14 protein-coding genes are annotated in these 13,547 nt (G+C 41.1%); all 14 read left to right on the top strand.

Translation table 11 applies throughout. The features are described 5' to 3' along the window. Positions 1-478: 478 nt before the first annotated feature. The 14 genes from BM049_RS05480 (at position 479) to recQ (ending at position 13,541) form a co-directional block, all read left to right on the top strand. On the top strand, positions 479-1,882 hold the full coding sequence (locus BM049_RS05480; protein ID WP_091529327.1) for a sensor domain-containing diguanylate cyclase: 1,404 nt from the start codon (positions 479-481) through the stop codon (positions 1,880-1,882). 510 nt (positions 1,883-2,392) lie between these two features. Then, entirely contained in the window at positions 2,393-2,899 is a 507-nt protein-coding gene (locus tag BM049_RS05475) for an RNA polymerase sigma factor (protein WP_091529325.1), read from the top strand. Beyond that, positions 2,889-4,145: an anti sigma factor C-terminal domain-containing protein gene (locus BM049_RS05470; protein WP_091529324.1), complete on the top strand. Its 1,257-nt coding sequence runs from the start codon at positions 2,889-2,891 to the stop codon at positions 4,143-4,145. The genes BM049_RS05475 and BM049_RS05470 overlap by 11 nt, the downstream gene beginning before the upstream one ends. 97 nt (positions 4,146-4,242) lie before the next feature. Further along, positions 4,243-4,458 (top strand): hypothetical protein, encoded by a 216-nt coding sequence (locus BM049_RS05465; protein WP_091529322.1) that lies wholly within the window; start codon positions 4,243-4,245, stop codon positions 4,456-4,458. Positions 4,459-4,664: 206 nt separating this feature from the next. Beyond that, complete coding sequence (locus BM049_RS05460; protein WP_091529321.1) at positions 4,665-5,675, top strand: tRNA dihydrouridine synthase; 1,011 nt, start codon at positions 4,665-4,667, stop codon at positions 5,673-5,675. A 191-nt stretch (positions 5,676-5,866) separates the two neighbouring features. Beyond that, a complete protein-coding gene (locus BM049_RS05455; protein WP_091529319.1) occupies positions 5,867-7,111 on the top strand; it encodes a DUF4153 domain-containing protein in 1,245 nt (414 codons plus the stop codon). A 203-nt stretch (positions 7,112-7,314) separates the two neighbouring features. After that, positions 7,315-7,737, top strand: coding sequence for a MarR family winged helix-turn-helix transcriptional regulator (locus tag BM049_RS05450; protein ID WP_091529318.1), 423 nt, complete (start codon positions 7,315-7,317; stop codon positions 7,735-7,737). A 1-nt stretch (position 7,738) separates the two neighbouring features. Continuing rightward, the gene (locus BM049_RS05445) at positions 7,739-8,593 is read left to right on the top strand and encodes an SDR family oxidoreductase (protein WP_091529316.1); all 855 of its coding nucleotides are present in this window, start codon (positions 7,739-7,741) and stop codon (positions 8,591-8,593) included. A gap of 129 nt (positions 8,594-8,722) precedes the next feature. Next, on the top strand, positions 8,723-9,253 hold the full coding sequence (locus tag BM049_RS05440) for a GNAT family N-acetyltransferase (protein WP_091529314.1): 531 nt from the start codon (positions 8,723-8,725) through the stop codon (positions 9,251-9,253). A 169-nt stretch (positions 9,254-9,422) separates the two neighbouring features. Then, complete coding sequence (locus BM049_RS05435; RefSeq protein ID WP_091529312.1) at positions 9,423-9,962, top strand: GNAT family N-acetyltransferase; 540 nt, start codon at positions 9,423-9,425, stop codon at positions 9,960-9,962. Between the two features lie 61 nt (positions 9,963-10,023). Further along, positions 10,024-10,203, top strand: a complete 180-nt coding sequence (locus BM049_RS05430) for a hypothetical protein (protein WP_091529311.1) — start codon at positions 10,024-10,026, stop codon at positions 10,201-10,203. Between the two features lie 64 nt (positions 10,204-10,267). Beyond that, the gene (locus tag BM049_RS05425; RefSeq protein ID WP_091529309.1) at positions 10,268-10,789 is read left to right on the top strand and encodes a GNAT family N-acetyltransferase; all 522 of its coding nucleotides are present in this window, start codon (positions 10,268-10,270) and stop codon (positions 10,787-10,789) included. A 32-nt stretch (positions 10,790-10,821) separates the two neighbouring features. Further along, complete coding sequence (locus tag BM049_RS05420; protein WP_091529308.1) at positions 10,822-11,331, top strand: GNAT family N-acetyltransferase; 510 nt, start codon at positions 10,822-10,824, stop codon at positions 11,329-11,331. Positions 11,332-11,366: 35 nt separating this feature from the next. After that, on the top strand, positions 11,367-13,541 hold the full coding sequence (gene recQ, locus BM049_RS05415) for a DNA helicase RecQ (RefSeq protein WP_091529306.1): 2,175 nt from the start codon (positions 11,367-11,369) through the stop codon (positions 13,539-13,541). Positions 13,542-13,547 lie beyond the last annotated feature (6 nt).

The following is a 13,547-nucleotide window of genomic DNA, read 5'->3' as shown; positions in this document are numbered from 1 at the left end:
CCTTGATCGGACGGTATTTTTCTTCATCAAGATTTCAAAAGTTTTTTTCCGTGGATGCTGAATGATAATTACTTTATACAAGAATGTAAGTTGAAGAGGTCGATCGGTTATACATTTAATGATCAGACCTTTAAGTTAGGATAATTGGCGCGTAAGCCACAGCAGTTAATGAAATGACTTTCACAAATGAACGAAAAAACGATGCAACAAGTGTGTGTTGATATAGCTGCTTTTAACACCAGTCGATTGTTGACACTATAAGATCAGACTCTGTATAATTAGTCGAGTGATTAATATCACGAACGTTATATTGACGGTTTTGTGATATTTTTATTTAAATTGGTAAAAATCACCCTTTAAGTGACGCCAGGCTTCGGCTGCATAAATTAGTTTCGTTGTAATTGAAGGTCCTCATATTCTTCTGATCATCATATACATATCACCGTCCGAGAATTTTTTGTTTTAGAAAGGAAACAGAATGCTATCAAATAAAAAAATCAATGTAACAGCAGGTCTCTTCATTATTTTACCTCTGGTCGTTTATTATTATTTAGTCAATAATGTATCAGAAATGAGCATGAATATAGACTTGCATTTTTATTACGTGATCTTTAGCTCCGCAATCGCGTTGCTAGTTGGCTTCAGTGCCTACAAAGAATATAAAAAGAGCAGAGTCACAAAAATATTTTTTATTGCTATAGGGTTTCTCGGTGTAGGCGTGTTTTACACCTTCCATGCATTGACTACCCCAGATACGGCCATAGCCCAACGTTTCAATTTTCCGCATATTATAGATAATATAAATGTGTTTGTTTTATTCGGTGATTTAAGTCGCTTCTGGTTAGCGTTGATGCTGTTTGTTCCAGATACTTTGCTGGAACATAATGATCGAATCAGAAAGTACTTTAATGGCTACATGCTGCTCTTTTTATTGATCCTACTGTCCGGGGGTTCCTATTATGCGGTATTCAATCCGGAGATACTTCCTGCTTTTAAACATTCCGATTTGAGAGATACATATTTTGCTATACTGACAAAAGTCATCACTTTGATTTTCATAGGCATCAATGCGCTGAAATATTATTATTCTTATAAAGTGAAATCGAATATTACGATCCTTTCATTCTTGATCGGACTGTGTCTGATCATGGAATCAACGATTATGTTTATGATTTCGACACCTTGGAGTTCAGTCTGGTGGCTTGCTCATAATCTGTTCCTGTTAAGTTACATCGTCATGGGTTTCGGCCTGCTGTACAGTTATACCGGCAAAGAGAAGTATGAATATTTCGATATTCTGGGACAAATAAAAAAATATGCAAAGCTATTGGAAGAAAAAAACACACAACTCAATACTCTCGTTAATTATGATGCGCTCACAGGTCTGTCAAACAGAAGACATTTTATGGCAGCCTTGGGAGATTATATCGAGAGAGCAGAGAAAAATCATGACTCTTTTGCTCTCATGTTCATTGATCTGGATTATTTCAAAACAGTGAATGATCGTTTTGGACATCAGGTTGGGGATGAATTATTAAAAAAAGTTTCAGAAAAAATAAGCAAGTCAATTCACTCGAAGGATATGGCGTCAAGAATCGGTGGAGATGAATTTGTTGTATTATTAAATAAAGCCCAAAAAGGACACATCAAGCATACAGCAGAGCGAATTTTAGACAAACTGACTAAACCAATCGTAGTAAATGGTAACGAATGCCATATAGGCGCAAGTATCGGGATAAGTGTGTACCCTGTTCATGGGGAAACTGTAGATGAATTGATTTCTAAAAGTGATGAAGCGATGTATTGTATAAAAAAAGATGGAAGAAACAGCTACAAAATCGCGGAAAATGAGAAGGCAGAAACAACTTTTGGCGGACTATGATTTGTGGGCACAAAGTTGTGAATGCTGCCGCGCACTTTTTTCCTTTATTTTTAGAATATGTATAAAGCTGTCCATACAGAGACAGCTTTTTTTATAGTATAGTAAGAGATAAAACGATAGGTTCAACTCACACTGTCATATTAGGACTATCTGTCTAGTACATCGTTAAATAAGCCGGTGATAAAGAAGGAAGATTTTCGCCAGACGAAAAATAACTCCTATTGACTTTAAAGAAGACTTATTTGGTAGATGTGACTCCTTAAAGTACAGACACTTGTACCGAATACAGATTTGCGGTACAAGTGGATGCTGTTGATCTTGTCACTTGTCTCACAACTGTCTATTTGGAACAAGTAAATAGATAATCCACTTTCACTTGTACCGATAAGCCCTCAAAGATTATCAAGAGAGTAGATTTTGTATAGAGTGAATGTTCTTATAAAAAAAGAATGATAAAAAAGTGTAACCTTTTCCAAAGTTAAACGTATATAGAGTGAAAGGAGGGTTCAGATGAAGTCGGATGCCATGGATAACGCCTATAAAAAATATCGTAAAGGCCTGTATCTCTATGCCTTGAGTCTCTCACGAGATGAAGACTTAGCAAAAGACCTCGTCAGTGAAACCTTCTACAAGGCCTTTATCGCCTCGAACGTACCGAAAGGATCGTTCAAGTACTGGCTTTTCAGGGTGCTGAAGAACCACTTCATCGATCTGACAAGAAAGAAACACGCCTCTGTATCGATGGGGGATTATGAAAAGGTCTTACCACAAATGTCTCAAAGAGGACCGGCAAAGAGTTATCTACATAAAGAACGAGACCAGCGTTTATATGACCACCTGATGAAACTGGAGCCGGATCGTTACCGGGAGGTCATCTATCTTTATTACTACAGTGAGATGAGTATCAAGGAGATCGCAGAGACGGTCGGCTGGTCGGAAAGCAATACGAAAACGACACTTTACCGGGCACGCAAGAAACTGGGAAAAGCATTGAAGGAGGATCCGTATGAATTTTAAAGAGTTATTAAAGCGTTATAAAGAGGGAACAGCTACAGCAGAAGAGAAAGCGATCGTCGAAAAAGAGCTGGAAAAGTATGCGTCCATTGAAGACTATTATGCTGAACAGCTGCCGGACGATTTTTTAGAGAAAGATGAATATCCTGAAGAAACTATAGAGAATGCAGATGAAACGAAAGATATAAAAAAGCTGGTCAATCGCAGGCTTGCAAAGGTTGTGATGATATCTGTATTTATCGTGATCTTACTGTATGTTGGCATATTTTACGGTGTTTCAGCAGTCGTAGATCAGTTCTATTATGACCCTACTGCAGTTACTCAATCAGAAAGAGAAGAATATCCTGACTTTTTTTACGATATGACAGCGTATGTTGACTTGAATATGCCAGGGTATGTCGTCAGCTCATATACTTTCCAGGAATCTCAGGGATTTGGAACATATGAAGTGAGCTATCCCTTGAAAAACCTTTTTACAAGTGACACACAGCGGTATTTTATCGACATGAGAAGAGGAGAGTTAACTTATGCTTTCGATGGTATTTTTGGTGACGGAAATCGGTTTGATGTCTGGAAAGGATTTGAAGATATCCTACGTCCTACGCCTGAAGATGCATCGGATGAAGCTAAAGAAATGGATGAATGGTCGACACAAAGACAAAATGAGATCACGCAAGATTATATAAATGAACTGAATGACCTGACTTATATTTCTATGAGTATACTTTTCGAGGATGATCTTAAGATGAGTGAGTTTTACTCACTCGTCAATGGCTACCCTGAACTGGATATCGTATGGGCAGGTGTCAGAACAACAGAACCTAAAACACGCTGGAGTGACAACCATCCTATGCATTTAATAGGGTTTAATCCGAATACTGATGATGAGCCCATTTCAAACATGAGTCCTGATACGGAGCAATATCCGTTATTCATGCTTCATGATGTCTGGGAAGAATTTCATGATCCTGAAATCATGTTCCCGGATGCATATGAAACACACTTTAAATCACGGTTGAGCTGGTTAATTGACAGGGAAGAGTTTGTCGAGATTATTGACTATACCCCTCATAAGACGGAATTTTATAAGAATTCTTTGAAGTACGTTGAAGAACATGGCGTGGAGACGTATGGTGTGCGTGTGTACGGTACGGCCGAAGCCTTCTCTGAATATATCGATGAGATTCCGTACGAGTCGCTTTACGTCAACGAAGTATCGTCTGCGAAACCGAATATCTACTTTGATTAAAAATGATGCTGTTGAACATTATACTCATTCAAGTACAGTATTTACCTCTATAATTGCAGATATAAGTGGTATGCTAGAATCATTAGGAGAGATAAGTATGACTGATAAAAACAAACACGACAAAAATTATTATTTAGGTCTAGGTGTTGGCTTGGGTCTGGTAGCTGGCAGCGCAGTAGGGATCTTAGTCACGAGCCTGTTAGGTGGAATAGACTCAGGGATGCTCTTTGCTATCCCGATCGGTTCAAGCATCGGGATGCTGATCGGGATCGTTGTGGGAACACTCTTAGACTCGAAAAATCAGAATAACTAGTTGTTAGTAAAAAAATGGTCACAAATACCGGCCTCAATCGGTTAAGGGACACTCAAACATTTGACAAAATCGCTGTAAAAGTTAAAATAGATAAGGTTAGATATGTATTACTTTCTCATGAAAACATATCTTGATAATGATAGTAGATGTTTAGAAAACTACAGATACCTCTAAATAAGACTTGAATAGCGAAAGGATTATATATGATGAAAGAAAATTTTTGGAAAGATCTACCGAAACCGTTCTTTATCCTGGCGCCGATGGAAGATGTGACGAATGTCGTGTTTCGCCATGTCATCGCTGAAGCTGGCAGACCGGACGTGTTTTTTACTGAATTCACCAATACAGTCAGCTACTGCCATCCTGAAGGACGCAATAGTGTGCGTGGACGACTGACCTTTACAGAAGATGAACAGCCATTGGTTGCTCACATTTGGGGCGATCAGCCGGAATACTTCCGCGAGATGAGTATCGATATGGCCAAAGCCGGGTTTGCCGGTATCGATATCAATATGGGCTGCCCGGTGCCCAACGTCGCTGGAAAAGGCAAAGGCTCAGGCCTTATCCGTCGTCCTGAAGTCGCAGCCGACCTGATCGAAGCAGCTAAAGCTGGGGGCTTACCGGTCAGTGTGAAAACGAGACTGGGTTATACGAAATTGGATGAATGGCGTGACTGGATCACTCACTTGCTGAAGCAGGATATCGTGAACTTGTCGATCCATCTGCGTACGAGAAAAGAAATGAGCAAGTACGATGCGCACTGGGAAATGATCCCCGATATCGTCAAAGTAAGAGATGAAGTGGCGCCGGATACACTGATCACCATCAATGGCGATATCCCAGACCGTCAAACGGGACTGGAACTCGTTGAAAAATATGGTGTCGACGGTGTCATGATCGGTCGCGGTGTCTTCACGAATCCCTTTGCTTTTGAAACAGAAGCAAGGGAACATAGCGCCGAGGAAATGCTGGGACTTTTAAGGTTGCATCTTGATCTCTTTGACGAGTATGAGTTTTCAGCAGAAGTGCAGCAGTCATTCAAACCACTGCGTCGCTTCTTTAAAATCTATGTCCGTGGGATTCGCGGAGCTAGTGGCTTGAGAACCGCTTTGATGGAAACGAAGACGACAGACCAGGTACGTGACTTGCTGGATGAATTTGAGAAAAATCTGGAAGCAGAGACAGACGAGATCGTCAGTGTTTCTGTAGAAAACTAACTGAATAATCATTAGAGGCGTCGCTCCCATAGGAGCGGCGCCTATTTTTATAAAATTTCATTAAATATATTGATATTCATAGGTTATTTATTGTTTATCAATAAAATACCTGCTACTATAAAGGTGTCAAAATACTCCGTTAATGGTACATATATTTATCAGAATGGATAATAACATGAGGAGGTTCAATTATGGGTAATAGGAATCAGGTCATTTCCAACATCGATGACCCGCATGAACTGGAGAAGCTTTTTCGGGAAGATCCGGATGCGTTTAAACGATCATTCGAGGAAGCCTGGGAAAGAAATGCGCAATCACTGGTCCTTGCTGTCTGGCACGAACGGTTGAATTATCAGGAAGAAACTGGATCAAAGAAGGCAAGGTTCATGAATAAGGATTTTCTTTTTATGGGATTCATGGCATTACTTGCCGGGCTGACTTCACGCGGGTTGTTTCACCTTGCGCTGGAAGAATTGATTACACCAATCAACCTGGTCTTTGGTGTCGTGCCTTTTATAGCCGGATATTTTATGTATAGAAATCCTCCGAAGAAAAGCATTTTATATACGGTCATAGGCGCCTTCTTTGTGTCACTCGTTTATCTCAACCTTCTGCCGATGGAGGAATCGGACAGCATCATTCTGGCGTATCTGCATTTGCCCATATTCTTATGGGTGGTCACGGGACTGGCATTTACAGGGAATGCATATAAAAAAGGGCGAGAACGACTGACTTATCTTAAGTTTAACGGGGAATTTGCGGTGATTTATGCCAGCATGGCGATCAGCGGGATGATCTTGACCGGCTTGACGATGCAGCTGTTTTACTTTGCCGGTCTGGATATCGCGGATTTTTACTTCAGGAATGTCGTCTTGTTTGGTGCAACGGGACTCACGGTCGTGGCCTCATACCTTGTGATACGAAATTTAGAATACGGCCGGCATATTGCATCTTACCTGGCTAAGATCTTCAGTCCGCTTGTTCTTTTGACATTACTCGCCTATTTGATCATGGTCGTGTCGATTGGAGAAAATCCATTTATGGACCGCGATTTTCTATTATCCTTTAACGGCGTACTGTTGCTTGTACTGGCTCTCACTATTTTTACCATTACAGGAAGTGATTCAGACGGGAGAAGAATGGTTTCAGATTTTGTTAACAGTGCACTGATTTTTCTTGCACTGATCATCGACACAGTAGCGTTATCCGCGATAGTATTCAGACTGACATCTTATGGCATTACTCCAAACCGGGTGGCTGTTTTGGGTGTAAACGTTCTGATCTGGGCTAATCTTATCTGGATAGGAATAGCATATACCAGGTTCCTGACCGGCAAGTCAGATTTGATACCTGTTCAGAATGCTGTGACTAAGTACTTACCAATATACGGATTATGGGCAGCCATTGTCGCCTTTATCTTTCCTTGGATTTTTTAATAGCACTTTACTAAAGCAAGCGCTGATGAATGATGTACACGCTCATTCATCAGCGCTTTTTTATTCATGAGAAATAGAGGGTAGCTATCTCTTGAGAAAATAAAATCAAAATCATTCTTACATTAAAGCTGAAGATTGACATTCAAGTAATGTAAAGTTAAAATTTAGTTAGTCAGACTAACTAAAAACCTAAGGAGTATATCATGAGTGAGTATTTACTTTACAGCGCAGACATCATCGGGATGTTTTGCCGATTGAAAATGAACACAAAATCAGAAATATCTGTCAGATCAAGTGAAATGGGCGTATTGATCTTCATCCGAAAACAGAATGCTTCTGTCACACCCTCTATGGTCAGCGATTTTTTTAAGATCGCCAAGCCTTCTGTCACGTCAATGGTCAATGCATTAGTCGACAAAGAATACCTTGAGAAAAGAAAGTCAGAAGCAGACAAGCGCAGTTATATTCTCGAAGTAACTGAAGCTGGTCAAAAACTTCTGGACACAACGTTTGATGATTACATCAAAACAGTAGAAACACTTAAAAATGAAATGGGCGTGGATGATTTCTGTACATTTATTGGTTTGATGGAAAAAGCAAACACTATATTAGAAAAGGCGGATTAATATGAAAATACTTGTCACAGGAGCATCCGGAACCGTAGGGAAATACGCTGCAAATGAATTGCTCAAAATGAACGCATCGATCGTCGTTGCAGGCACTGATACACAGAAACTCCTTAAGATATATGGCAAAGATGTCGAACGAGTGAAACTGGATTTCACGAAAGAGGAAACCTTCGATGCTGCACTGCAGGAAGTAGATAGAGTATTTCTTATGAGACCGCCTCATTTGGGAAAAGCAGAAGACCTCTATCCGTTTATTCAAATCATGAAGGAACATGGCATAAAACTCGTCTCTTTTTTATCGTTAATGGGCGTTGAAAAGAATCCGATTCCTCCGCATCATAAAATTGAGAAATATATCTCTGAACTGGGTCTTCCCTTTGCGCATATCCGCCCCGGCTTTTTCATGCAGAACTTATCCGGCATTCATGCTGAAGAAATAAAAGAAAACAATAAGATCCTTGTGCCGGCGGGTAAAAGTAAAACCAGCTTTATCGATGCCGCAGACATTGGACTGGCCATAGCAACAGTACTTAAAGATCCGGAAAGATATAAAAACACGGCTCATACATTAACGGGTCCCCAGTCACTGGACTACTTTGAAGTGGCAGAGCTATTGAGTCAGGTGACAAAGAAGCATATATCATATGCCGATCCCGGATTCTTAAGCTACCGCAGTCACTATATAAATAATCGGGGATTAGACAAGAAATATGTCAACGTGACCATGGCACTCTATTTGATGACGCGACTAGGGACAGCAGAAAAAGTGACAGACGAGTTTGAAAAACTGACTGGTAAAAAACCGACCAGTTTCCGGGAGTTTGCTGAAAGGAATAGAGGCAGTTTCATGTAGCATTTAGGGTAACAGGAAGAAGCGGTGTTTATATTTAATGTCGTGTCTTATATAATGAATAAGAAGCAGCTTGAACTACCTGTTTTATATAGTTAGAAAAGCGAGTATAAGCCAACTGGCGGGATTATAATGAGTGACCTGATAATCAAAGAGGTTGAACTGGATTTTTTAGACAAAATCAAAGCCATCAGTGAAAAAACATTTGTTGAAACATTCGGACCTGACAATACAGCAGAAGATATTGAAAATTACCTCATGGAAAATATCAATACAAAACAGGTAAGACAGGAGCTTGCCAACCCAGCTTCACTCTTTTATGCTGTGGAACTGGAAGGCAACGTAGCGGCTTATATGAAATTGAATCTTGAGGATGCTCAGACAGAACAAGGGTATAGCAATTCTCTGGAGATCCAGCGGCTCTATGTATTAAAAAAGTATAAAAAGCAGGGTATCGGCCGCAAGCTGATGGATAAGGCTATCGAAGAGGCTGAAAACAGGCAGATGGACTTTGTCTGGCTGGGAGTCTGGGAAAAGAATACGGAAGCTATACACTTTTACGAAAAAAGCGGATTTGTCGCGTTCGATAAGCATGTCTTTAAACTAGGCGATGATGAACAAACTGATTATTTGATGAAATACGATGTTGATCACTTGGCCTAAAAAGTTAATACCCCGGACAGAAAAGCCCAAATCACGAAGCTTACATTTGACCTTAACGGGTTGACAGGATGATGCTGAGAGCGCACGATACAGATATTTAAGCCGAGAACAACTTGCTAGAGACCTGTTATCGAATCTTTAAAAAATAATGATGAATGGAGTGACATGAATGGAACAGGATTACGAGTACAAAAAGTTGAATACATCGGATTTAAGTCTTGACCTGTTTTCGCATTTTGATCGCTTCCAGGAAGTTACACGCTGCTGGCGTTTTGAGAAAGACAAATGGTTACTGAAGGACATAGCATTCAAGGAACAGTGGGATAAAAAAGACTATGAATCACTGACAGAGGATCTGAAAGGCACACTGGCAGCGAGTGGAGTGGTCATTGGCGTCTTTAAGGAAGGCAAGCTGGTCGGTTTTTCATCTGTTGAGAATGAAAGGTTAGGTTCCAAACATCAGTATCTGCAGCTCTCGAGTCTGCATATTTCCTATGGTTATCGACACAAAGGATTGGGGAAAAAGTTATTTGACTTGTCTTCAAGAGAAGCCAAAAAAATGGGTGCTGAAAAACTTTATATTTCTGCTCACTCGTCAGAAGAAACCATAGCTTTCTATAAAAATGTGGGCTGCAAAGAAGCTGAGGAATATAGCGAAAAATTAGTTGCAGATGAGCCTTTTGACTGTCAGCTGGAATATAAAGTCTGATGCTATGTTTCAATCGTCTAGATGTACACTATATTGATTGTTAAAAAATGGAGGTGGGAAATTGGGTATTTTCATAGGGCTCGTTTTTATCTTAGTCGTGATGGTCACTGCCTACGAGCGCATGACCGCAGGCAAAGAGGTCAGCAAACATGAAAGAAAAGTAAGCTGGACAGTATGGATCGTTGTCGGTGCGATGATCGTTGGTTTTATAGGCTGGTATTTATTAGGATGGCGGTTTTAAACCAGGTCAAGATCTGAACGAGTCACCTTTAATTATAGTATCAGCAGGAGGATTGAGATAATAAATGTTCATTGAAACGAATAGGGTTGTCATAACCGAATTTGAAAGAAATATGAGTGAGAGCGTCTATTTAGGTTCGCTTGATGAGGATACACGACGATTTGTACCTGATGAAGTGTTCGAAACACAAAATGAAGCGGAAGAGGCTGTCGAGCAGCTGATTATTGCCTATAAAAATCCGGCAGGACCGTTTGTCTACCCTATACTGATCAACAATAAAAAATATATAGGATACGTGCAGTTACTTCAGTTGGGTGATAAGTGGGAGGTCGGTTATCATATATCAAAAGACTATACCGGTCGAGGGTATGCAACTGAGGCTTTACGTGCATTTCTACCTGTGGTCATGGCACAGCTCGATATAAAAACGGTTTATGGTATTTGTCATGGGGAAAACATCGCCTCTCAGAAAGTGCTCGAAAAATGCGGGTTTGTTTTAGGATACCGGGGAATCAGTGAGTACCAGAACGAGACAACCGAAATTTGTCGCTACACATTCAAAGGTGAGTTTGGCCCTCACGCTTGAAGGAAGAAGTATAAAAGGAGAGCATATCTAAGATGTTAAGAGATTTGAAGGGGAAGCAGTTTAAAATACGTTTTGCGGAAGAAAAAGATATTGATCTGATTCTGGAAATGATTAGAGAGCTGGCCGTCTATGAAAAGATGCTGGATGAAGTGGTTGCGACAGAAGCGCGCTTAAGAGAGTATGTGTTTGAGAAAAAAATGGTCGAAGTGATCATTGGTGAATATCAGGATGAACCTGTAGCCTTTGCCTTATTCTTCCCTAATTTTTCAACATTTCTCGGGAAACCGGGTCTTTACTTAGAAGACTTGTACATAAAACCAGAGATGAGAGGGAAAGGTTTCGGACGGAAAATCTTTACTTTCCTGGCGAATTTGACACGTGAAAGAGGTTACGGGCGTCTTGAGTGGGTTTGCCTGGACTGGAATGAACCGTCGATTTGTTTCTATAAGAAAATGGGGGCTGTTCCAATGGAAGACTGGACGACTTATCGGATGCAGGGTACAGCACTGGAAAATTTGGCCGACAAGTATAAAGAGACATGAACCGTTCGTTGCAATAAACGATAGATGGAGGAAACATGAAAAATATTTTTGAGACACTGAAACATTATTACGGCTATGATGCCTTCAGACCGGGACAGCAGGAGCTTATCGAAGCCATATTAAAAGGTGAAGATGTCCTTGGGGTCATGCCGACAGGCGGGGGGAAGTCCCTGTGTTACCAGATCCCTGCCATAGCTATGGACGGTCTGACACTGGTCATTTCACCATTGATTTCATTGATGAAAGACCAGGTGGATGCCCTGCAGACAATGGGTGTGAGAGCAGCTTACATAAACAGCCAGCTATCTTATACGGACCAGCAGATGATCATGGAAGAGGCGTCAAGAGGAGAGTTGGATCTGCTTTATGTTTCTCCCGAGCGCCTCGGGAATCATCAGTTCATGTCTTACGCCAGCGGATGGAATCTCGACTTGATTGCAGTGGATGAAGCCCACTGTGTGTCTCAATGGGGACACGATTTCAGACCGAGTTACCAGCGGATTCCCGAACTCATGGCTGTTTTGCCTTCCCGTCCGGTCTTTGCAGCCTTCACGGCCACGGCGACGAAAATCGTCCAGGAAGATATGATCGATCAGTTGAGACTAAATGATCCATTTAAGCATATAGCAAGCTTTGACCGGCCGAATTTATATTTTTCAGTAGTCAAACCGAAAAAAAAAGCAGCCGAATTATTAAAAATCATCGATAAGAAAGAATCGAGCATTATTTACTGCAACACACGGAAAAATGTGGATAAAGTATACAGCACTTTAATGAAAAAAGGTTATCCCGTAACCTATTATCATGCAGGGATCAGTTCAGACGAGAGGACTCGCCATCAGGAGGAATTTCTCTATGACAGGAAGCCGATCATGGTTGCCACGAATGCCTTTGGGATGGGCATCGACAAATCAAATGTCCGAAACGTTATTCACTATAACATGCCCCTGGATATGGAAAGCTATTATCAGGAAGCTGGGCGTGCAGGAAGAGATGGGGCACCGTCAGAAGCTATCCTGTTCTATTCCGCTCAGGATATCATTACAAACACCATGCTGATCGAACAGGGAAACTCCCCTTATGCACGGCAGAATCTGAATGCGATGATCACCTACTGCAAAACCGGCGATTGTCTGAGAAAGAGCATACTGAAGTACTTTGACCAGAAAGTGCAGTGGCAAGCGTGTGATTACTGTTCGAATTGTGACGGCGAATCGGTCATAACAGATATCACAGTTGAGAGCCAGAAAATATTATCCTGCATTTACCGGATGAAACAGACTTACGGAACGGGACTGATAACAGATGTCCTTCGGGGAAAGAACACTAAACGCATACAGCAGTTAGGTTTCGATGAATTAAGCACGCATGGGATCATGTCGGAGTATACCGATGGCGACATTAAGGATATGATCGCCATCATGCTGAGTGAAGGGTATCTGCAGTTGAGCGGGGACAGCTACCCGATCATCAAGTTTACCCAGCAGACGAACGATTTGCTTCAGGCAAAAGTGACATTATCTATACGAAAACAATTGAAGCAGGACTCCGCGCCTAAACAAAAAACTGTTGAGAATATAGAACATTACGATGAAGATCTGTACGAGGAACTTAGAACTCTCCGTAAAGAAATCGCCCAGGAAGCAGGAAAGCCGCCATTTATCGTCTTCACTGACCGAAGTCTGATCGACATGTCAGCGAAGTATCCATTAACTGAAGCAGCTTTTCTAGAAACAAACGGCGTAGGAGACGTGAAAATTCAGGCATATGGCGAAGCATTTCTTGCGCTGATCAATAAATACGTAGAGAGTCACGACCTGGATGTGGAAGCATTAAGACAGACTAATGTAAAAACTGAAGAAGTGGTCGAACCGGTAAAAACATCAACATCAAGAACTTTCAGGAATACAGTAGAGGAAACGGTCACATATTTCAATGAAGGGCAGTCGATCGCTGAGATAGCTGACTTGAGAGGCTTATCTCCGATGACCATAGTGAATCATATCTGTAAGTGGATAGAAAGCGGCAAGGACATTGATCTGGAACGTTTGGTTTCATCAGTGGCAGAAAGTGAAATCAGGAACGCTCTATCAGAAGTCGGCCGCGACTTTTTAAAACCTATCAAAGAAGCAGTGGACGAATCGATAACGTATGATCAAATCAAAATCGTATTGGCTAAAATAAAGGCAGAAGAAAACAGAGTAAAATAGTTTTGT

This window comes from Alkalibacterium subtropicum, assembly GCF_900112455.1.
Lineage (GTDB): Bacteria > Bacillota > Bacilli > Lactobacillales > Carnobacteriaceae_A > Alkalibacterium > Alkalibacterium subtropicum.
The sequence above is the reverse complement of the archived record's forward strand: the minus strand, read 5'-3'. Positions and strand labels throughout refer to the sequence as shown.